Genomic DNA, 18,591 nt, shown 5'->3' on the forward strand with positions numbered 1-18,591 from the left:
GCCTGAACGGCGTGTCGGAACAACGGGGACACGGAAAGTGACTCTTATGTATTTGTCAGTAAATAAGACAGTGGAACGCCGCATACCGGGGTGAAGCGATGATCGCACGCAGTAGACAGGTGGCTCTGGCCCTCACCGTCGTCCTCGCCGCGGGCGCAGCCTGGCAGACCCGGGAGCACCGACCACCGGAATCCGGCCATCCGGGTGCCCCGGCCGTGCGGGACCGCGGTTTCACCCTGATCTCCTCGGGGGACGTGCTGCCGCACAGCTCGGTCATCGACCGTGCCCGCTTCGACGCGGGCGGCAGTGGCCATGACTTCGGGCCGATGCTCTCCGGCGTGCGGTCCGTCGTCGCGGGCGCCGATCTGGCGCTGTGTCACATGGCGACCGTGTACGGCGCCGACGGCGACTACACCGCCTCCCCCGACCTCAAGACCCCGCCGGAGATCGCCCAGGCCCTGGCCGCCACCGGCTACGACGGCTGCTCCACCGCCTCCGACCACAGCCTGGACGACGGTACCGAAGGCGTCCGCCGCACCCTGGACGCCCTCGACCGGGCAGGCCTGCGGCACGCCGGCGCCGCCCGGACCGAGAACGAGGCACGCAGGGTGACCCTTCTGCGCGCGGGCCGGGCCGAAGTCGCCCACCTCGCCTACACCTACGGCACCGGCGTCGCCCCGCTCCCGCCCGGCGAACCCTGGGTCGTCGGCCTCATCGACGAGAACCGGATCCTCGCCGACGCGCGCGCGGCCCGGAAGGCGGGTGCCGACGTGGTCGTGGTCTCCCTGCACTGGGGCACCGAATGGCAGGAGGCCCCCGACGAACAGCAGATCGCTCTCGCCCACTCCCTCACCGCGGCCCGCGCCGGCCACCGCCCCGACATCGACCTGATCCTCGGCGCCCACGCCCACGTCCCGCAGGCGTACGAGAAGATCAACGGCACCTGGGTGATCTACGGGATGGGCGACCAGATCGCCGGCGCGACGACCGACCACGAGGGGGCCCCGGACCCCCGCGGCAACCAGTCCACCCTGGGCCGCTTCACCTTCACCCCGCCCGAGCACCCGGGCGGACGCTGGGAGGTGACGAAGGCCGAGTTCCTCCCGCAGCTCTACGACGTGGACGCCGGCCGCGTGGTCGACCTCAACCGGGCCCTCGCCGGGGGCGCCGAGGTCGAGTCCGTCCGCGACCGGATCCGGAACGTGGTGCTGAGCCGGGGCGCGGCGAAAGACGGGCTGGTCATGGGGGAGTAGTCCGTACCGGGCAAGGGGGCGATCAGTTCACGTCCACGGTGGCGAACAGCGTCAGTACCCGTGCGCGAACACGTACACAGGTGCGCAGGCCGGCGTCCGCGAGGTCCCCGCCGGCCTCCCGCAGTACGGCGTACTCACGGGCGGCAACGGCGGCCGAGCGTCTCGTCCGCGGTGTACGCGACGGCCGCACCGCCGTCATCGAGGGGGCGGGACACTACACGTGCAGGGAACGGCCCGAGGTCTTCGACGAGATCCTCCTCGGCTTTCTGCGCACCCTCTGACGCCGCCCGCCTCCCCGCTCCCCTTCCGCCGCGGCGGTACCTACGGCACCACCGTCACCGGCCAGCGCCCCGCCTTCACCAGCCGGACCGCCACCGACCCCACGAACCGGTGGCCGGCCTGCTCCGAGGCGCCCACCACCACCGCGTCCGCCTTGAGGTCGTCCGCCGCCCTCACCATGCCGTTGTACGGGTCGCCGCGGAAGGTGTGGAACTCCCAACGGAAGTCGAACACCCCCCGGACCTGCTCGGACGCCTCCCGGACCTGCCTCACCAGGTCCTCGGCGATCTCGTCCGTGGTCTCCGCCACCGGCGCCCCGAGCGCCGCGCCCGCCGCCAGCACCGGCTGCACGTACACGACGGCGAGCAGGGCGTGCTGCCGCCGGGCCAGACCGGAGGCGTAGGCCGCCGCCCGCAGAGAGGTGTCGGAGCCGTCCACTCCGACCACGATCACCTTCGGGCCGTCCGTACCCCGTTCGAACTGCGTCGAGCGCTCCTCCGTCACGGCGCCGAGGCTATCGGACGCCCGTACAACGGCGGCACTGGGCCGAGCGGGTGGAAACGCCCCGCCGCACAGGTGTCGCCGAGGTCACCCGTCGCCGGGCGGGCGAGTGATGAGTCATGCAGAAGGATCAGTTGCTCACGCGGCGCCGGGCGCTGCTCACCGGCGCCGCCGTCGTAGGAGCGGCCGGCGCGGCCGGGCTCCTGACGGCGGGCCCCGGCACCGAGGCGGCACGCCCCGCCCCGCCCGCCGCCGGAGCCCAGGCCGCCGGCCGCCCGCTCAAGCCCTCCGCGTACCGCCTCAGACCCCTCACCGGCTACGGCCCGCCCAGGAGGCCCCCCGGCAGGACCCCGGTGCGGAGCGCACCGCTGCTGCGTGTCTCCGGGCGGGGGAGCACCATGGTGCTGACCTTCGACGACGGACCCGACCCCCGCTACACCCCGGACATCCTCGACACGCTCGCGGCGTACGACGTCCGCGCGATGTTCTTCGTGTGCGGGGAAATGGTCTCCTACCACAAGGACCTGCTGGCCCGTATGTCCGACGAGGGGCACGTCGTCGGCAACCACACCTGGTCCCACCCCCTGCTCACCCGTCTGACCCGAGGCAGGATCCGTTCCGAGATGGAACGCACCTGCGACATCATCGAGAAGGGGTACGGCGAACGCCCCCAGTGGTTCCGCGCGCCCTACGGGGCCTGGAACCGTGCCGCCTTCCAACTCGGCGCCGAACTGGGCATGGAACCCTTCGCCTGGACCGTGGACACCCTCGACTGGACCAGCCCCGGCACCCGCACCATCGTCGACCGGGTGGAGAACGGCGCCGCCCCCGGCGTCGTGGTGCTCTCGCACGACGCCGGGGGCGACCGTTCCCAGAGCGTGCGGGCCCTGCGCGAGTACCTGCCCGAACTGCTGGACTCCGGCTACCGGGTCACGGTGCCCCGCCGGCAACACGTCTGAGCGGGGCCGTCCCGTCCGTCCGGACGAGGCCGGCCGCTCAGCGGGCCTCGGCCAGGCGGGCGAAGACGACGACGTTCCCGTCGTAACCGTTCTGCTGGGTGAAACCGCCACCGCAGGTGATGACCCGCAATTCCGACGAGCCCTTCGAGTTGTAGACCCGGTCACCGGGAAAGTCGTTCTTCGCGAAGACCTCGATTCCGTAGATCTCGAACACCGCGGTCTTTCCGTCCTGACGCTCGATCTCGACGCGATCGCCCTTCTTCAGAGCCCCGAGCCCGTAGAAGACGGCCGGGCCCAGACTGTTGTCGACATGGCCGACCACGACCGCCGTGCCCTTCTCCCCGGGCGTGACCCCGCCGGTGAACCAGCCCGCCAGATTGGGGTCCTCGGGCGGCGGCGCCTCCACCCACCCCTCCCCGTCCAGACCCACCGCCATCACCGGTGCGTCCACTTGGATCGCCGGAATCCGGACCCGGCCCGGAATCGAGTACGGCAGCGACCGCACCGCCGCGGCCGTGGTGGCGCCGGGCACCCTGCTGTCCGTGGCGGCGGCCACGGCAGGCTGCGGCGGCCCCTCGTCGAACTCCCCCGAACCATTTCGGATGAGCGCGAGGCCGGTGAGCAGAACCAGCGCTATCACGCCCCACGGAGCACGCTTCTTCCGCCGCGCCTCCTCTTCGAATTGGTCCGGTTCGAAAGCAGACATTCGCTTTTCCCCTCTCGACACGGCCGTCGCCGTGTCACTCGCGCATGGCGGAAACGCTAAAGGCGGCGCACACAACCGGCGACGGGGCAAGCGCGAACGGGTGGCCGGGCGGTGATCGGTAAGCCATCCGGGGTGCCGCCGAACGAAGATCCTCTGATGGCCCGTGACCTGCGGCGATATTCGAAAGTACGGATCCGGGCGGGCCGCCGCCTCACCGGGACGGACCATTGCCGAAATGCGCTCAGGGGCACGGCAACTGAGGGTCTTGCTGGGAGGCGCTTTCTCGCCGATCGACCGGGGACCGGACCCGGGGCGTCTTCCGCGGAGGATCACATGCGCAAGTCACGTGCCCTGGCGTCCGCGGGCGCCGCGGTCGCCGTCCTCGGGCTCGCCGCCCCGGTCGCCGTCGCGGACGGCGGCCGGGTACCCAGCCCGTCCAACATCGTCGCCCTGCCCAGCGTCATCGCCCGCGGCGGTCAGCTGACCATCACCGTCGACGGCTGCCCCAACGGCGGCCATGCCACGTCCAACGCCTTCCCCAGGACCAACCTGACGTCTGTCCACGGCTCCGGCGACACCGCGAAGGGCACCGCCACCATCTACAACGACGCCCGCGCCGGCTCGTACGACATCACGGTGCACTGCTCCGGCCGGAGCCTGACCCGGCCGGCCGCCTTCACCGTCCTCGGCGGGGTCCGCGGCGGCCTCGGCGGCAGCAGCACCGACGGGGCGACCCCGACCGACATGGCCATCGGCGGCGGACTGGTGGCCGCCGCGGTCGTGGCGGGCGGTGTTTTCTGGATGCGCCGTCGTGCCGAGAAGCAGCTCTGAAGCCATTTTCCGCAGCGGCCTTTTCGCATGTGTGACCGGAGGCCGCGCCCCGGATCCCCGACCGGACCCGGGGCGCAGCCGTGTGCTCCTGCTGCCCTCGGTACCTGCCGCCCTGCCGACGGGCCGCCCTGACGTTCTGTGGTGCCGTCATGCGCCGTCCCGCGCCGTCCCGCGCATCGTCGCGGCGGGCGAAGCGGTACGCGGCGCCCACCGAACCCGTGATGAGTGCGGTGCCGAGTCCGATCCCACCGAGGTCGAGGCCGGCCGGACTGCCGCCCTCCCCGGCGTGCACACCCCTCGGGTGCCCGGCCGAGTTCCCGGATTCCACGGGCAGCGTGGAGGGGAGCGGCACGGGGCGGCCACCGGCGATGGTCGGGCTCGTGGTGCCGGTGACCCCGTCACAGGTGAAGGCCACCTGGTGGACGGCGCCGGGCCTGGCGTCCCGGTACACCTCCGTCGTGGCCTTCGGGCGGTTCTTCGGGACGGTCACGGTGTCGAGGACCTGTGAGGAGACCGTCGCACGCCCCTCGCGCTCACCGTCGGTCCGGTCCACGTGCGGAGTGATCAGGTCGCCGGGCTCGACGAGGGCGGGCCGGAGACCGAAACCGAACGGCGTGACATCGCCGCCCACGGCGACGGCACCCGGTGCGGCGGCGAGTGCGAGGGTGCCGACGCCCGGGAGTGCGGCGGAAGCGACGCGTATCGCGTGCATGGCGAGTCCTCCGGGTTCCGGGGAGCAGCGGCGGACCTGTTCCGCTCGCGCCAGGGATGCGTCCCCGATGCCCGAAACGCTAGGAAGCCGCGCCGGGCGGCGCGATCGCAGTCGCGCGAACGGGTTACTCCCGTGGGCCGCACGGGGGACCACCGATACCGCGGAAGGGGGACGCGCACGGTGTGGCGCACGTCCCCGGGACCGGAACCGTGGTGCGGGCCGGTCAGCTCCCGATGCCGGGGAACAGGAGGCGGAACGGATCGGCCGACGCGGCGAGCCCACGGCTGAACGGCGCGTCGAAATCCCAGATCAGGAAGAGCAGGAAGGCGATCAGCGCCGAGAACAGTCCGGCGAGGATCAGCTCACGCCGGGTGCGCCGGATCTGCAGCGCGAAGATCATCCCGATGGTGACGACCGCGCCGCCGATCAGCCCGAACCACACCACGCCCGGCATGGTCTCCCCGGTCGACTCCGCACGGGCCGCGCGTGCCTGGTCGGCGGCGGACACCTGGTCGACGAGCGGCTGATAGGCCTGAGCCTCGAAATCCGTCGCCGGTTCGTAGTCGGTGACGTCCCGGCGGATCCGGTCGAGCAGCTCCGTCCCGCGCTCGGTGACCTCTCCCTCGTCGGCCATGGCACGCCACTCGGTGGTCACGACGTGTCCGACATAGGCGTTGACATCGTCCCGAATGCGTTCACGGACGTCGGCCGGATAGATTCGTACCCGCTCCGAGATCTCGTGCAGCGCCACCGCTTCCGCCCGCACATGGTCCTGAGCGGCGCTGCGCCCCTCCCAGACCCCGGCGATGGCCAGGCCCAGGACGATGGCGTACACCACGCCGATCCACATCGTCATGTACTCGATGACGTCCGGGGTCTCGCTGGGGTCCTCGTCGTCGGGTGCCGCGCGGTGACGTACGAGGGTGATGGCGACCACCACGACGCAGACGGCCAGCATCGCGAGGGTGAGAACAAGCCATTCCGGCAAGAGGTGCCTCCACGGTGGGTTGTCGGGTTCGGCGGGGACGGGCGGATCCGGGGCTCAGCGGGGCCGGAGTGCGGCGATGGCGACGACCGCGGGCATGGTGATGAGCAGGACGAAGGTGAGCGGTGACGTGGCGCCACCGGACGGCCGCTCGACCGGGGATGCGGCGTGATACCGGGGGTAGTGCACGGGCGTCAGGGACGGGCGCGGGGTGGGAGCGGGGGCGGCCGACGGTGTGGGTGTGGGGGCGGGGTGCGGTGATGGAGGGGGCGTGAGGGCCGGGGTGGGGGGAGGCGGTGCCGGGCGGGCCCGGCGCGGGGGCGGAGGCGGGGGCGGATCGGGCTTTGCGGTGAGGGTGGGGGTGGGGGTGGGCTTCGGCGGTGGGGGAGCGGGGGGTGACGGGGTCGGAGTGGGTTCGGGCGCAGGCGGTGGAGGTGGTGGCGGGGTCGGCGTGGGTGTGGGTGTAGGCGTGGGTGGGGGCGCGGGGGGTGAACAGAGCGGCGGGAGCGGCCAGGTCATGTCTCCGACGATCGCCACCGCCTCCGTTCCCCCCGGGCCGGTCGAGGCGTAGGCGCAGGCGTCGGCCATCGCCGCGTCCGGCGCGCCGACGAGCGCCCAGGTCAGTGTCGCCGTCGCCAACACGCGGGCGGCAAAGGCGGATCGGGTCGGTACGAGTCCTTGCACGACGAAGATCATGAGCCGTGCTCCGTCGGGACACGCGCGAGTGCCGACGAAATACCCCGATGGAGGTAAAACCGGCAACTCCTGTTTGATCCGTCGCTGATCGCCCGTTGGGGGAGTGCGGGTGGATGTGCGATGAGGGAGGGGCGAACCGGGTGAGAAGGGGAGGAATCGCGGACTCCGGAAGAAATATCGGCCCGCGTTGAACACGGCAGGTGCCGTCGTGCGTACTCCATGTCGAGCGGCGGCGCAGCAGGGCGCTGCAACCCCCTTGCGATGATCTGGAGTTGAGATGAAGACCTCCTGGCGGACCGCCTCACTGGTGGTGAGCGCCGCGGTGGTGCTGACGCTGACGACGGCGTGTGGTCAGGACACCCCGCCGGCCAGCAGTCAGAACGTGGGCGCCTCGGCCGTGCCCGGAGACCTCGGAGGCATCGACACCGGGGCCGGCGCGGGGCCCTCCACGAGCCCGGCCGGCGGCGTGGGCGAGCTTGCCGTCGCCACCAACGCCAAACTCGGCAAGCTGGTGACGGACGAGCTCGGACTCACGCTCTACCGCTTCGACCAGGACACCGCCGAGCCCCCCAAGTCCAACTGCGACGGTGACTGCGCCGAGACCTGGCCGCCGGTGCTCGCCGACGACGCCGCCGCCGGCGAGGGCATCGACGAGTCCCTGCTCGGCGAGGTCACCCGGGCCGACGGCACCAAGCAGCTCACCGTTGACGGCTGGCCCGCCTACCACTACGTCAAGGACGTCAACGCCGGCGACGTCAAGGGCCAGGGCGTGGGCGGCAAGTGGTTCGCGCTGACCCCCGAGGGCAAGAAGGCGCAGGAGGCCGGCGAGCAGCCCGGCCTGTCCACCCGCAAGGATCCCGAACTCGGCGAGATCGTCGTCGACAGGGACGGCAGGACGGTCTACCGCTTCATGAAGGACGAGGCCTGGCCGAAGCCGGTCTCCGCCTGCACCGGTGCCTGTCTGGAGAAGTGGCCGGTGGTGGCGCCGGTCGACATCAACGACACCAAGGGCATCAAGAAGAAGAACTACATGACCTTCACCCGTCCCGACAACAAGGCCGAGCAGCAGACGATCGGCTGCTGGCCGATCTACACCTTCGCGGGCGACAAGGCCGAGGGTGACACCAACGGCCAGGGCGTCGGCGGGACGTGGTACGCGGTGCGGCCGAACGGAGAGCCGGTCGGCGCGCCGGAGAAGTAGCGCGTCCACCCCAGGGTGTCGTTCCCGTCCGGCGTCGCCGGCCCCGGTCCGCCTCTCCGCGTCCTGCGGAGAGGCGGACCGTTTTGCTGCGATTCGCCGGAACTCGTGGAATTTCCCGTGCTCTTCACCCTTCCTGCGCCGCCAGGCGGTTTCTTCCGGGTGTCGCGCCATTCCGCGCGCCCGGTTTTCTCCCTGTGCCGGACTTCCCCGTGTGTCGGAACTCTCCGGAATGCCGCACATGCCTTTCACAGTGTGCACACGGTTGCCAATTCGGCACATGCCGTAGGCAGTGACCGGGAACGGACGGTCAATTTCCGTTTGGGGTCGCCCCATTGGCGAGCGATCAGTAGCCTCGGCCCGGACACCGGATCGCCTACGCTGTGGAGAGATAGATGGAGCGTCCCGCCTGGGCCCCACGGAGCATCGACATCACGGTGCCCAGCGTTTCCCGGATGTACGACTACTACCTGGGCGGTTCGCACAACTTCGAGGTCGACCGGGAAGCGGCCCGCAGGGCCATGGAGTTCATGCCGGGACTGCCCAAGATCATGCAGGCGAACAGGGCGTTCCTGCACCGGGCGGTGCGGTTCGCGGCCGGCGAGGGCATCACCCAGTTCCTGGACATCGGCTCCGGAATTCCGACGTTCGGCAATGTGCACGAGGTGGCGCAGGCGGCCGTTCCCGGCGCGCGAGTGGTCTACGTCGACCACGATCCGGTGGCCGTCGCGCACAGTCAGACCGTCCTCGAGGGCAACGAGGACACGGACGTTGTCGCCGCCGACCTCCGAAAGCCCCAGGAAATTCTGGGAAGTCACGAGGTGGGGCGCCTGATCGACCTGAATCGGCCGGTGGCGCTGCTGCTCGTCGCCGTCCTCCACTTCGTGGAGGACGCGGACGACCCGTACGCGGCGGTGGCCGAGCTGCGTGACGCGCTCGCGCCCGGCAGTATGCTGATGCTCACCCATGCCTCGTACGAGGGAATTCCGTTGCCGCCGGAGCGGGCCGGTGGCGCGGTGGACGTGTACAGGAACATCCGCAACCCGTTGATCATGCGCTCGCGCGACGAGATCGCGCGGTTCTTCGAGGGGTACGACATGGTGGAACCCGGACTGGTGCCGATGCCGAAGTGGCGGCCGGAGACCGCGCCGGAGGACGAGGATCCCTACGTCTTCTCCGCTTACGCGGGCGTGGGGCGTACAGCGTGAGCGCGGAGCCGGACGGGCCGGAGGGCAGACTGCGCCGGTTCGCGACGATCTGGGGCCGGGCGGTCTTCCCGGTGACCTCGACCTCGTTGACCCGGCTGGAGCTCGAGAAACAACTGGTCCCGCTGGCCAGGCGGTTGAGCGAGGCGCTACGGGCGAGGGCGTTCGACCCGGACACCGGCAAGGCGGTCGGCGCCGCCCTGGTGGAGGCGCACTGCACCGACCCGGAAGCGCTCAGCCGGACCCTGGACTGCGTGGACGCCTACCTCGTCCTGTACTGCGGCGGGGACGGCGACGGAGAGGACCTGAGGGCGCGCAGCGCCAGGCTGCAGCACGCCATGGCCGCCGGATACGCGCAGGCGCTGCGCGAACGGACGCTGGCCGAGCAGGAGGCCATCGCCCAGGCCGCGCTCCGGGCACAGGGCGTGGTGGCACAGGCCCTGCACGCCACCGAGGCAAGGTTCCGCGCGGTCTTCGAAGGCGCGGCCATAGGTATCGGCATCGCCGACCTCAAGGGCAACGTCCTCCAGGTCAACGCCGCCCTGCTGCGCATGTTCGGCCTGTCCGAGCAGAGCCTGCGCAGCCGCAGCGTCCTGGAGTGGACGCATCCCGACGACGCTCCGCAGACCTGGGCCCTCTACGACGAACTGGTACGCGGCGAGCGCGAGCACTACCACCTCGAGAAGGCGTTCTACCGGCCCGACGGCACGGTCCTGTGGACCAACCTCACGGTGTCCCTGCTGCGCGACGCAGACGGTGAACCGCAGTATCAGCTCGCGCTCATGGAGGACACCACCGAGCGGCGGCTGCTCAACCTCCGGCTGCGCTACGAGGCCACCCACGACGCCCTGACCGGTCTGCCCAACCGCACGTTCTTCTTCGAGCGGCTGGAGAAGGCGCTGAGCGCCGGTGAGGGACAGCGCTTCGGCCTGTGCTACCTCGACCTGGACGGCTTCAAGACCGTCAACGACAGTCTCGGGCACGCGGCCGGCGACCGGCTGCTCGTGGAGGTCGCCGACCGGCTCGAGTCCTGCGCCACGGCGCCCGGAGAGATGGTCGCCCGGCTGGGCGGCGACGAGTTCGTGGCGCTGACCACGGGCCCGGACACCCAGCACACGGTCGACGAACTCGCCACCCGCATCATGAACGCGCTGCTCGCTCCCATCGGCGTCGACGGCCGGGACCTGACCGTGCGCGGCAGTATCGGCGTGGTCGAGGGACCGGCCGGGGAGCGCAGCCCGGCAGAGGTGCTGCGCAGCGCCGACATCACCATGTACCGGGCGAAGTCGGCGGGCGGCAACCGTTTCGAGCTCGCCGACCCGGAGTCCGACGCCCGCGCCATCACCCGGCACGGCCTCACCACGGCGCTGCCCGCGGCGCTGGAACGGGGCGAGTTCTTCATCGAGTACCAGCCGCTGGTCCACCTCGGCGACGGCAGCGTCCGGGGTGCCGAGGCGCTGGTGCGCTGGCTGCACCCGCAGCACGGGGTGCTGTCGCCGGACCGGTTCATCCCGCTCGCCGAGCACACCGGGCTGATCGTCCCGCTGGGCCGCTGGGTGCTCGAGCAGTCCGTGCGCCAGGCCCGCACCTGGCAGGAGCGGCACGGTGGGGCGGACGCGCTCGGCCCGCTGCGCGTCAACGTGAACCTCTCCCCCTGCCAGCTCACCCACCCCGGCCTGGTCCAGGACACCGTCGACATCCTGGAGCGCACCGGCGTCGAGCCGAACGCGCTGTGCCTGGAGGTGACCGAGTCGGCGCTCATCGGCGCGGACGACGACCTGCTGAAGCCGCTGCGCCGGCTCGCGGAGATGGGTGTGGACATCGCCCTGGACGACTTCGGCACCGGCTACTCCAACCTCGCCAACCTGCGCCGCCTCCCGGTGAGCGTTCTCAAGCTGGACCGTTCCTTCACCCAGAGCATGCAGCAGTTCCCGGCGGACCCGGTCGACCTCAAGATCGTCGAGGGGATCGTCTCCCTGGCCCACAGCCTCGGCCTCGCCGTGACGGTGGAGGGCGTCGAGACGGGAGCCCAGGCCGAACAGCTCCGCATACTCGGCTGCGACACCGCCCAGGGCTGGTACTACGCCCGCCCCGGCCCTCCGGAGCGGCTGCACGAACTGGCCCTGGTGGACGCGACGGGGTGAACCCGTCGGCCGCGTGGCGTGGCGTGGCGGCGGGCACCGTGAGGCCGTCTCGGCCGCGCCCTCTCCCGCTCTCCGCCGGCCGGGCCGGAGGCCGGCGGGCCCTCCGGCTCCGGCTCCGTGCCGGACGGCATCGGGATTCCGCAGGTGCCGGGTGCCGTCCGGCCGCTGGGCGAGGCGCGTTCCGGCCACCGGTTCGTCTGAGGGTGCGGGTGCGGGTGCGGGTGCGGACGGTCACCGGTCCGTCTCATGGTGCACGTGCGGACGGGCACAGCGGTCGACGGCACGGGTCGGACGGGTACCCGGGTGGCCCCGGTTCCGGCAGTGGTGGTGGGTGATGCCGGCCATGCCCGGGCCGGTGCCGTCTGCCGGTGCCGCGGGTCACCGCTCCAGGAGCATCCGCTGGAGTTCCCGGGCCGCTCTGGGCGGAGCCACGTCGCTGCGGACGGCACGGGTCGGACGGGTACCCGGGTGGCCCCGGTTCCGGCAGTGGTGGTGGGTGATGCCGGCCATGCCCGGGCCGGTGCCGTCTGCCGGTGCCGCGGGTCACCGCTCCAGGAGCATCCGCTGGAGTTCCCGGGCCGCTCTGGGCGGAGCCACGTCGCTGCGGACGGCACGGGTCGGGCGGGTACCCGGGTGGTCCCGGTTCCGGCAGTGGTGGTGGGTGATGCCGGCCATGCCCGGGCCGGTGCCGTCTGCCGGTGCCGCGGGTCACCGCTCCAGGAGCATCCGCTGGAGTTCCCGGGCCGCTCTGGGCGGAGCCACGTCGCTGCGGTGGGCCAGGGCGATGGTGCGGTCGAGGCCGGGGCGGGCCAAAGGGGTGACCCGCAGGCCCTGGCCGGACCGCGCGGCGACCATGCGGGGCACCACGGCCAGGCCCAGGCCCGCCCGGACGAAGCCCAGTACGGCGTCCATCTCCCCGCCCTCCACCGCGAAGTCCGGTTCGAAGCCCTCCGCACGGCACGCGGCCACCGTCAGCTCCCGCAGGTCGTAGCCGTGCCGGAACATCACCAGGCGTTCGCCCTCGAGATCGGCGACGCGTACGGTGCGCCGGCCCCGGCCGGGCTTGGGGACGTCCGGGGAGGAGACCACCACCAGGTCCTCGCGCAGCAGCTCCACCGTGGTGAGCGCGGGGGAGGGGGTCGGCAGGGGCAGCACGACCAGGGCCAGGTCCAGGGCGCCGCGGGCCAGTTCGCGCACCAGGTCGTGGGATCCGCTCTCCTCGATCAGCAGCCGGACGCCCGGATAGCGGTCGTGGAAGGCGCGCAGCACGTCCGGCAGCAGCCCGGTGCACAGGCTCGGGGTCGCCCCCAGCCTGACCCGGCCGCTGCGCAGCTGGGCCAGCTCCTGCACCTCGTGCCGGGCCGTGTCCGCGTCGGCCAGGATGCGCCGGGCCAGCGGCAGCAGTGCCTCGCCCGCGTCGGTCAGCGTGATGTTGCCGCGCGCCCGCAGGAACAGATCCGCCCCCAGCTCCCGCTCCAGTGCCTTGATCTGCTGCGACAGGGACGGCTGTGCGACATGGACCAGTTCCGCGGCCCGGGTGAAGTGCCGGGTCTCGGCGACCGCCACGAAGTACTGGAGCTGCTGGAACTGCATGGGCCCAGCATAGTGCCGTCATAGGGGGAGGCTATGGAAACGAGGGATTCCATGTCTTGGACCGATGGGGACCTTTGGCCCTAGCGTTCTGTGACATGGCTCTGGCAACGCGGACGGACCGACGACCGTCCATGGCACGCACCGTGTGGAACTCGACCATCGGCAAGAAGACAGTGATGGCCGTCAGCGGCCTGATCATGCTGCTCTACCTGGTCGCCCACATGCTCGGCAACCTGAAGATCTACTTCGGCGCGCCCGAGTTCAACGAGTACGCGCACTGGCTGCGCACCATGGGCGAGCCGCTCCTGCACTACGAGTGGGCCCTGTGGGTGGTCCGCGTCGTGCTCGTCGTCGCGGTCGTCGCGCACGCCGTCTCCGCGTACCAGCTCAGCCGCCGCGACATCAAGGCGCGCCCCAGCAAGTACGTCCACAAGAAGGCGCGGTCCAGTTACGCCACGCGCACCATGCGCTGGGGCGGGATCATCCTCGCCCTGTTCATCGTCTGGCACATCCTCGACCTGACCACCGGCCATGTGCACTCCGGCGGTTTCGAGGAGGGCAAGCCCTACCAGAACGTCGTGGACACCTTCTCCACCTGGTACGGCAACGTCGTCTACATCGTCGCGGTGCTCGCCGTCGGCCTGCACATCCGGCACGGCTTCTGGAGCGCCGCCCAGACCCTCGGCGTCGGCAGCCGCACCCGCGACCGCGCCCTGAAGGCCCTGGCGAACGTCCTCGCGCTGCTGCTCACGATCGGCTTCCTCGCCGTCCCCGTGGGCGTCATGACCGGAGTGGTGAGCTGATATGACTACCTTTGCCGAGTACACGACCGGTGAGCCGGTCGTCGACACCCAGGCCCCGTCCGGGCCGATCGCGGAGCGCTGGGACAAGCGCCGCTTCGAGGCCAAGCTGGTCAACCCCGCCAACCGGCGCAAGCAGACCGTCATCGTCGTCGGCACCGGCCTCGCCGGCGGCTCCGCCGGCGCCACGCTGGCCGAGCAGGGCTACCGCGTCATCCAGTTCTGCTACACGGACTCCCCGCGCCGCGCCCACTCCATCGCCGCGCAGGGCGGCATCAACGCGGCGAAGAACTACCGCAACGACGGCGACTCCGTACACCGCCTCTTCTACGACACCGTCAAGGGCGGCGACTTCCGCTCGCGCGAGTCCAACGTGCACCGGCTCGCGCAGATCTCCGTCGAGATCATCGACCAGTGCGTCGCCCAGGGCGTGCCGTTCGCCCGCGAGTACGGCGGTCTGCTCGACACCCGTTCCTTCGGCGGCGTCCAGGTCTCCCGCACCTTCTACGCCCGCGGCCAGACGGGCCAGCAGCTCCTCCTCGGCGCCTACCAGGCGCTGTCGCGGCAGATCGCGGCCGGCAACGTGGAGATGCACGCGCGCACCGAGATGCTCGACCTGATCGTCATCGACGGCCGGGCCCGCGGAATCGTCGCCCGGGACCTGATCACCGGAAAGATCGACACCTACTTCGCGGACGCGGTCGTCCTCGCCACCGGCGGCTACGGCAACGTCTTCTACCTGTCGACCAACGCCATGAACTCCAACGCGACCGCCGTCTGGCGGGCGCACCGGCGCGGAGCGTACTTCGCCAACCCCTGCTTCACCCAGATCCACCCCACCTGTATCCCGCGCACCGGCGACCACCAGTCCAAACTGACGCTGATGAGCGAGTCGCTGCGCAACGACGGCCGCATCTGGGTGCCGAAGGCCAAGGGCGACGACCGGCCGCCGAACAAGATCCCCGAGGACGAGCGCGACTACTACCTGGAGCGCATCTACCCGTCCTTCGGCAACCTGGTGCCCCGCGACATCGCCTCCCGGGCCGCGAAGAACGTCTGCGACGAGGGCAGGGGCGTCGGGCCCGGCGGCCAGGGCGTCTACCTCGACTTCGCCGACGCCATCGAACGGCTGGGCCGCAAGGCGGTCGAGGCCAAGTACGGCAACCTCTTCGACATGTACCAGCGGATCACCGACGAGGACCCGTACCGGGTGCCGATGCGGATCTACCCCGCCGTGCACTACACGATGGGCGGCCTGTGGGTCGACTACGACCTGCAGACCACCGTCCCCGGCCTGTTCGCCGTCGGCGAGGCCAACTTCTCCGACCACGGCGCCAACCGGCTCGGCGCCTCCGCGCTGATGCAGGGCCTGGCCGACGGCTACTTCGTCCTCCCGGCCACCATCAACGACTACCTGGCGCGCAACCCGCACAAGGACGAGGTCGACGCCGAACACCCGGAGGTCCAGGAGGTCCTGGCACAGACCGAGGACCGGCTGAACCTGCTGCTGTCCGTCGACGGCGACCGCACCCCCGACTCCTTCCACCGCGAACTCGGCGAACTCATGTGGGAGTTCTGCGGCATGGCCCGCACCGACTCGGGCCTGCGCAAGGCGCTGGAGCGCATCCCGCAGATCCGTGAGGAGTTCTGGAGGAGGATCAAGGTGCCCGGCACCGGCGAGGAGTTCAACCAGTCCCTGGAGCGGGCCAACCGCATCGTCGACTACCTCGAGCTCGCCGAGCTGATGTGCCTCGACGCCCTGCACCGCGCCGAATCCTGCGGCGGCCACTTCCGCGAGGAGTCCCAGAGCCCCGACGGCGAGGCCGCCCGCCGGGACGAGGAGTTCACCTACGCCGCCGCCTGGGAGTTCACCGGCACAGGCGACGCTCCCGTCCTGCACAAGGAAGACCTCGTCTTCGAGTACGTCCACCCCACCCAGCGGAGCTACGCATGAAGCTCACCCTGCGCGTCTGGCGGCAGAAGAACGCCGACGCCGACGGCGCCATGTCCACGTACGAAGTGGACGGCATCTCACCCGACATGTCCTTCCTGGAGATGCTCGACACCCTCAACGAGGAACTCACCCTCGAGGGCGAGGACCCGGTCGCCTTCGACCACGACTGCCGCGAGGGCATCTGCGGCGCCTGCTCGCTGGTCATCAACGGCGACGCACACGGACCCGAGCGCACCACCACCTGCCAGCTGCACATGCGGTCCTTCAAGGACGGCGACACCATCGACGTCGAACCGTGGCGGGCATCGGCCTTCCCGGTGGTGAAGGACCTCGTCGTCGACCGGACGGCCTTCGACCGGATCATCCAGGCCGGCGGCTACGTCAGCGTCCCCACCGGCTCCGCGCCCGAGGCGCACGCCACACCCGTTCCGAAGCCGGACGCGGACCTCGCCTTCGAGCACGCCGAGTGCATCGGCTGCGGCGCCTGCGTCGCGGCCTGCCCCAACGGCGCCGCGATGCTCTTCACCTCGGCGAAGATCAACCACCTCAACGTGCTGCCGCAGGGCGCGCCCGAGCGCGAGACCCGGGTGCTCGACATGGTGGCGCAGATGGACGACGAGGGCTTCGGCGGCTGCACCCTCGCCGGGGAATGCGCCACCGCCTGCCCCAAGGGCATCCCGCTGTCCTCCATCACCGGGATGAACAAGGAGTGGCTGCGCGCCACGGCCAAGGGAACCGGCCGGTAACCGCCGGGCAGGCAGCAGGGAAACGTTCGCCAGGGGGCGGACGGGCGGGACCGGGAGTGGTGCTCATCCCCGGTCCCGTCTGCTGTCCGGGCCACGCCTGCCGCCGCACGGGCAGCGCCAGGCATTCAGCATCCCCACATCCGTACTCCCGGCTCAGGTCACGTACACGCCAACCGGCATCGGCAGAAACAAGGGGAGTCCCCATCCTCCCCGCTCCGGCACGTGACCAGGAGAGAGCCATGACCGCCGTCCTGACCGCAGACCATCCCGCGAAGCCCGCGGCACCCACCCGCTACACCGTCACCCTCGCCCGCGACGAGGACGACGTGCGTGCCGCCCAGCGGCTGCGGCACGACGTCTTCGCCGGCGAAATGGGTGCCCTGCTGGCCACCCCGCAGCCGGGCCTGGACGTCGACCCCTTCGACGCCTACTGCGACCACCTGCTCGTGCGCGAGGAAGTGAGCGGCCAGGTCGTCGGCACCTACCGGCTGCTGCCGCCCGAGCGCGCCGCGGTCGCCGGCCGCCTGTACGCGGAGACCGAGTTCGACATCGCCGCACTCGACCCGATCCGGCCGGGTCTCGTCGAGGTCGGCCGCTCCTGCGTGCACCCCGGCCACCGCGACGGCGCGGTCATAGGCCTCATCTGGGCCGGCATCGCCCGTTACATGATCGACCGGGGTCACGAGTGGCTCGCGGGCTGCTGCTCCGTCCCGCTCGCCGACGGCGGCACGCTCGCCGCCGCCACCTGGGACCGCGTCCAGGGCAAGCACCTCGCCCCCGAGGAGTACCGCGTACGCCCCCTGCACCCGTGGCGGCCGACGACCGCGGCATCCGGGCCGACAAGCGAGACACCCGCCGCCCGCACCGAGCTGCCCGCCCTGCTGCGCGGCTACCTCAGGCTCGGCGCCTGGGTCTGCGGCGAGCCCGCGCACGACGCGGACTTCGGGGTCGCCGACCTGTACGTGCTGCTGCCGATGAACCGGGTCAACCAGCGTTATCTGCGGCACTTCCTCTCCCTCGTGCCGGCGAAATGAGCGTCTGGCTGCCCGGCGCGCCCTGCACCCCGAGCGGCTGCGTGGTGCCGACGGGGACCGCGAGGGCCGTACCGGGGGCGGTGCTGCGGCTGACCGCGGTCGTCGTCCTGGTGCTCGCCGGGGTCCTGCTGCTGCCCGTCGGGCGGCGGATCCCGGCAGGTCTCGTGGGCCGGTGGTGCCGGTGGATCGTACGGACCGCCGGGGTCCGGGTCCGGACCACCGGAGCCGCCGTGCCCACCGGCGGGCTGCTGCTCGTCGCCAACCACATCTCCTGGCTGGACATCCCGTTGCTGAGCGCGGTCCGTCCGGCCCGCATGCTGGCCAAGGCCGAGATACGGCAGTGGCCGCTGGCGGGGCCGCTGGTCGCGCGCAGCGGCGTTCTGTTCATCGACCGCGACCGGTTGCGCGCTCTTCCGGGCACGGTCGCCCGAATCGCCGCGGCGCTCGGCGAGGGCTCGGCCGTCGCGGTCTTCCCCGAGGGCAGCACCTGGTGCGGCCGGGGAGAAGGCTCCTTCCGCCGGGCGGCCTTCCAGGCGGCGATCGACGCCGGAGTCCCGGTGCAGCCGGTCCGCATCCGCTACCGCGACGCGAGCGGAGCCCCTGCCACCGCCCCGGCCTTCGTCGGGGACGACACCCTGTTCGCGTCCCTGTGGCGGGTGGTCTCGGCCCGGGGCCTGGTCGCCGAGGTCGGGATACGGTCCGCCATCCCGCCGGGCAGCCACCCGGACCGCCGAGCCCTGGCCGCCGCCGCGCAACCGTACGGCGGTCCGGGGCGGGGCCACCGGGCCGGCCACCGGGCCGGTCGGCGGGCAGGGCGGCAGGCCGGTCAGGGGGTGGAGCGGCGGACCGGGCACAGGTCCGGACAGCAGGCCCGTTGCCCGGTCGAGGACCTCCGGTCGCGACCACCGGAAGTGAGCGCTGTCGAAAATTAAGCGCGCTTTGCGCCTTATATGAAGTTTTTACCGCGCGAAGGAGGACATCCGGACGGGAGTGAT

Annotated in this window: 17 protein-coding genes; 12 read left to right on the top strand and 5 right to left on the bottom strand. The window is 71.5% G+C overall.

The window, feature by feature from the left end; all coding sequences use genetic code 11:
• The first annotated feature begins 98 nt into the window (after positions 1–98).
• A complete protein-coding gene (locus V4Y04_RS34310; RefSeq protein ID WP_332432209.1) occupies positions 99–1,253 on the top strand; it encodes a CapA family protein in 1,155 nt (384 codons plus the stop codon).
• An 80-nt stretch (positions 1,254–1,333) separates the two neighbouring features.
• Positions 1,334–1,534, top strand: a complete 201-nt coding sequence (locus V4Y04_RS34315) for an alpha/beta fold hydrolase (protein ID WP_332432210.1) — start codon at positions 1,334–1,336, stop codon at positions 1,532–1,534.
• 40 nt (positions 1,535–1,574) lie between these two features.
• Here the strand turns inward: V4Y04_RS34315 and V4Y04_RS34320 are convergent, their stop codons facing one another.
• Entirely contained in the window at positions 1,575–2,036 is a 462-nt protein-coding gene (locus V4Y04_RS34320; RefSeq protein WP_332432211.1) for a universal stress protein, read from the bottom strand.
• 116 nt (positions 2,037–2,152) lie between these two features.
• On the opposite strand from V4Y04_RS34320, the gene V4Y04_RS34325 reads away from it, so the two are divergent.
• On the top strand, positions 2,153–2,992 hold the full coding sequence (locus V4Y04_RS34325; RefSeq protein ID WP_332432212.1) for a polysaccharide deacetylase family protein: 840 nt from the start codon (positions 2,153–2,155) through the stop codon (positions 2,990–2,992).
• 37 nt (positions 2,993–3,029) lie between these two features.
• Here the strand turns inward: V4Y04_RS34325 and V4Y04_RS34330 are convergent, their stop codons facing one another.
• On the bottom strand, positions 3,030–3,698 hold the full coding sequence (locus V4Y04_RS34330) for a class F sortase (protein WP_332432213.1): 669 nt from the start codon (positions 3,696–3,698) through the stop codon (positions 3,030–3,032).
• 333 nt (positions 3,699–4,031) lie between these two features.
• Between V4Y04_RS34330 and V4Y04_RS34335 the strand changes: the two genes are divergently transcribed.
• Positions 4,032–4,529 carry a hypothetical protein gene (locus V4Y04_RS34335; protein WP_332432214.1) on the top strand — a complete coding sequence of 166 codons (498 nt, stop codon included), beginning with the start codon at positions 4,032–4,034 and terminating at the stop codon, positions 4,527–4,529.
• A gap of 935 nt (positions 4,530–5,464) precedes the next feature.
• On the opposite strand, the gene V4Y04_RS34340 is transcribed toward V4Y04_RS34335, so the two are convergent.
• Both V4Y04_RS34340 and V4Y04_RS34345 read right to left on the bottom strand, forming a co-directional pair.
• Positions 5,465–6,229: a bestrophin-like domain gene (locus V4Y04_RS34340; protein WP_332432215.1), complete on the bottom strand. Its 765-nt coding sequence runs from the start codon at positions 6,227–6,229 to the stop codon at positions 5,465–5,467.
• A gap of 54 nt (positions 6,230–6,283) precedes the next feature.
• Positions 6,284–6,415, bottom strand: coding sequence for a hypothetical protein (locus tag V4Y04_RS34345; protein ID WP_332432216.1), 132 nt, complete (start codon positions 6,413–6,415; stop codon positions 6,284–6,286).
• 784 nt (positions 6,416–7,199) lie between these two features.
• Between V4Y04_RS34345 and V4Y04_RS34350 the strand changes: the two genes are divergently transcribed.
• The 3 genes from V4Y04_RS34350 (at position 7,200) to V4Y04_RS34360 (ending at position 11,469) form a co-directional block, all read left to right on the top strand.
• Positions 7,200–8,123 carry an SCO0930 family lipoprotein gene (locus V4Y04_RS34350; protein WP_332432217.1) on the top strand — a complete coding sequence of 308 codons (924 nt, stop codon included), beginning with the start codon at positions 7,200–7,202 and terminating at the stop codon, positions 8,121–8,123.
• 392 nt (positions 8,124–8,515) lie between these two features.
• Positions 8,516–9,328 carry an SAM-dependent methyltransferase gene (locus tag V4Y04_RS34355; protein WP_332432218.1) on the top strand — a complete coding sequence of 271 codons (813 nt, stop codon included), beginning with the start codon at positions 8,516–8,518 and terminating at the stop codon, positions 9,326–9,328.
• Positions 9,325–11,469 carry a putative bifunctional diguanylate cyclase/phosphodiesterase gene (locus tag V4Y04_RS34360; protein ID WP_332432219.1) on the top strand — a complete coding sequence of 715 codons (2,145 nt, stop codon included), beginning with the start codon at positions 9,325–9,327 and terminating at the stop codon, positions 11,467–11,469. Before V4Y04_RS34355 ends, V4Y04_RS34360 begins: the two co-directional genes overlap by 4 nt.
• Before the next feature lie 708 nt (positions 11,470–12,177).
• On the opposite strand, the gene V4Y04_RS34365 is transcribed toward V4Y04_RS34360, so the two are convergent.
• Positions 12,178–13,062, bottom strand: coding sequence for a LysR family transcriptional regulator (locus tag V4Y04_RS34365; RefSeq protein WP_332432220.1), 885 nt, complete (start codon positions 13,060–13,062; stop codon positions 12,178–12,180).
• 95 nt (positions 13,063–13,157) lie between these two features.
• Here V4Y04_RS34365 and V4Y04_RS34370 point away from each other — a divergent pair, with 95 nt between their 5' ends.
• The 5 genes from V4Y04_RS34370 (at position 13,158) to V4Y04_RS34390 (ending at position 18,528) form a co-directional block, all read left to right on the top strand.
• Positions 13,158–13,865, top strand: a complete 708-nt coding sequence (locus V4Y04_RS34370; RefSeq protein WP_443080126.1) for a succinate dehydrogenase — start codon at positions 13,158–13,160, stop codon at positions 13,863–13,865.
• A 1-nt stretch (position 13,866) separates the two neighbouring features.
• Entirely contained in the window at positions 13,867–15,816 is a 1,950-nt protein-coding gene (locus V4Y04_RS34375) for a fumarate reductase/succinate dehydrogenase flavoprotein subunit (RefSeq protein ID WP_332432222.1), read from the top strand.
• Positions 15,813–16,562, top strand: a complete 750-nt coding sequence (locus V4Y04_RS34380) for a succinate dehydrogenase/fumarate reductase iron-sulfur subunit (protein ID WP_332432223.1) — start codon at positions 15,813–15,815, stop codon at positions 16,560–16,562. The genes V4Y04_RS34375 and V4Y04_RS34380 overlap by 4 nt, the downstream gene beginning before the upstream one ends.
• A gap of 239 nt (positions 16,563–16,801) precedes the next feature.
• Positions 16,802–17,596: a GNAT family N-acetyltransferase gene (locus tag V4Y04_RS34385; RefSeq protein WP_332432224.1), complete on the top strand. Its 795-nt coding sequence runs from the start codon at positions 16,802–16,804 to the stop codon at positions 17,594–17,596.
• Positions 17,593–18,528, top strand: a complete 936-nt coding sequence (locus V4Y04_RS34390; RefSeq protein ID WP_332432225.1) for a lysophospholipid acyltransferase family protein — start codon at positions 17,593–17,595, stop codon at positions 18,526–18,528. The genes V4Y04_RS34385 and V4Y04_RS34390 overlap by 4 nt, the downstream gene beginning before the upstream one ends.
• The last annotated feature ends 63 nt before the right edge of the window (positions 18,529–18,591 follow it).

Source organism: Streptomyces sp. P9-A2 (assembly GCF_036634175.1).
Lineage (GTDB): Bacteria > Actinomycetota > Actinomycetes > Streptomycetales > Streptomycetaceae > Streptomyces > Streptomyces pratens.

What these genes read in the sequence shown, in the direction of transcription:
- V4Y04_RS34335 (WP_332432214.1), top strand. Translation starts at nt 4,032, where the DNA reads ATGCGCAAGTCACGTGCCCTGGCGTCCGCGGGCGCCGCGGTCGCCGTC.
- V4Y04_RS34370 (WP_443080126.1), top strand. Translation starts at nt 13,158, where the DNA reads ATGGCTCTGGCAACGCGGACGGACCGACGACCGTCCATGGCACGCACC.
- V4Y04_RS34380 (WP_332432223.1), top strand. Translation starts at nt 15,813, where the DNA reads ATGAAGCTCACCCTGCGCGTCTGGCGGCAGAAGAACGCCGACGCCGAC.
- V4Y04_RS34365 (WP_332432220.1), bottom strand. Translation starts at nt 13,062, where the DNA reads ATGCAGTTCCAGCAGCTCCAGTACTTCGTGGCGGTCGCCGAGACCCGG.
- V4Y04_RS34375 (WP_332432222.1), top strand. Translation starts at nt 13,867, where the DNA reads ATGACTACCTTTGCCGAGTACACGACCGGTGAGCCGGTCGTCGACACC.
- V4Y04_RS34355 (WP_332432218.1), top strand. Translation starts at nt 8,516, where the DNA reads ATGGAGCGTCCCGCCTGGGCCCCACGGAGCATCGACATCACGGTGCCC.
- V4Y04_RS34385 (WP_332432224.1), top strand. Translation starts at nt 16,802, where the DNA reads ATGACCGCCGTCCTGACCGCAGACCATCCCGCGAAGCCCGCGGCACCC.
- V4Y04_RS34310 (WP_332432209.1), top strand. Translation starts at nt 99, where the DNA reads ATGATCGCACGCAGTAGACAGGTGGCTCTGGCCCTCACCGTCGTCCTC.
- V4Y04_RS34330 (WP_332432213.1), bottom strand. Translation starts at nt 3,698, where the DNA reads ATGTCTGCTTTCGAACCGGACCAATTCGAAGAGGAGGCGCGGCGGAAG.
- V4Y04_RS34350 (WP_332432217.1), top strand. Translation starts at nt 7,200, where the DNA reads ATGAAGACCTCCTGGCGGACCGCCTCACTGGTGGTGAGCGCCGCGGTG.
- V4Y04_RS34390 (WP_332432225.1), top strand. Translation starts at nt 17,593, where the DNA reads ATGAGCGTCTGGCTGCCCGGCGCGCCCTGCACCCCGAGCGGCTGCGTG.
- V4Y04_RS34325 (WP_332432212.1), top strand. Translation starts at nt 2,153, where the DNA reads ATGCAGAAGGATCAGTTGCTCACGCGGCGCCGGGCGCTGCTCACCGGC.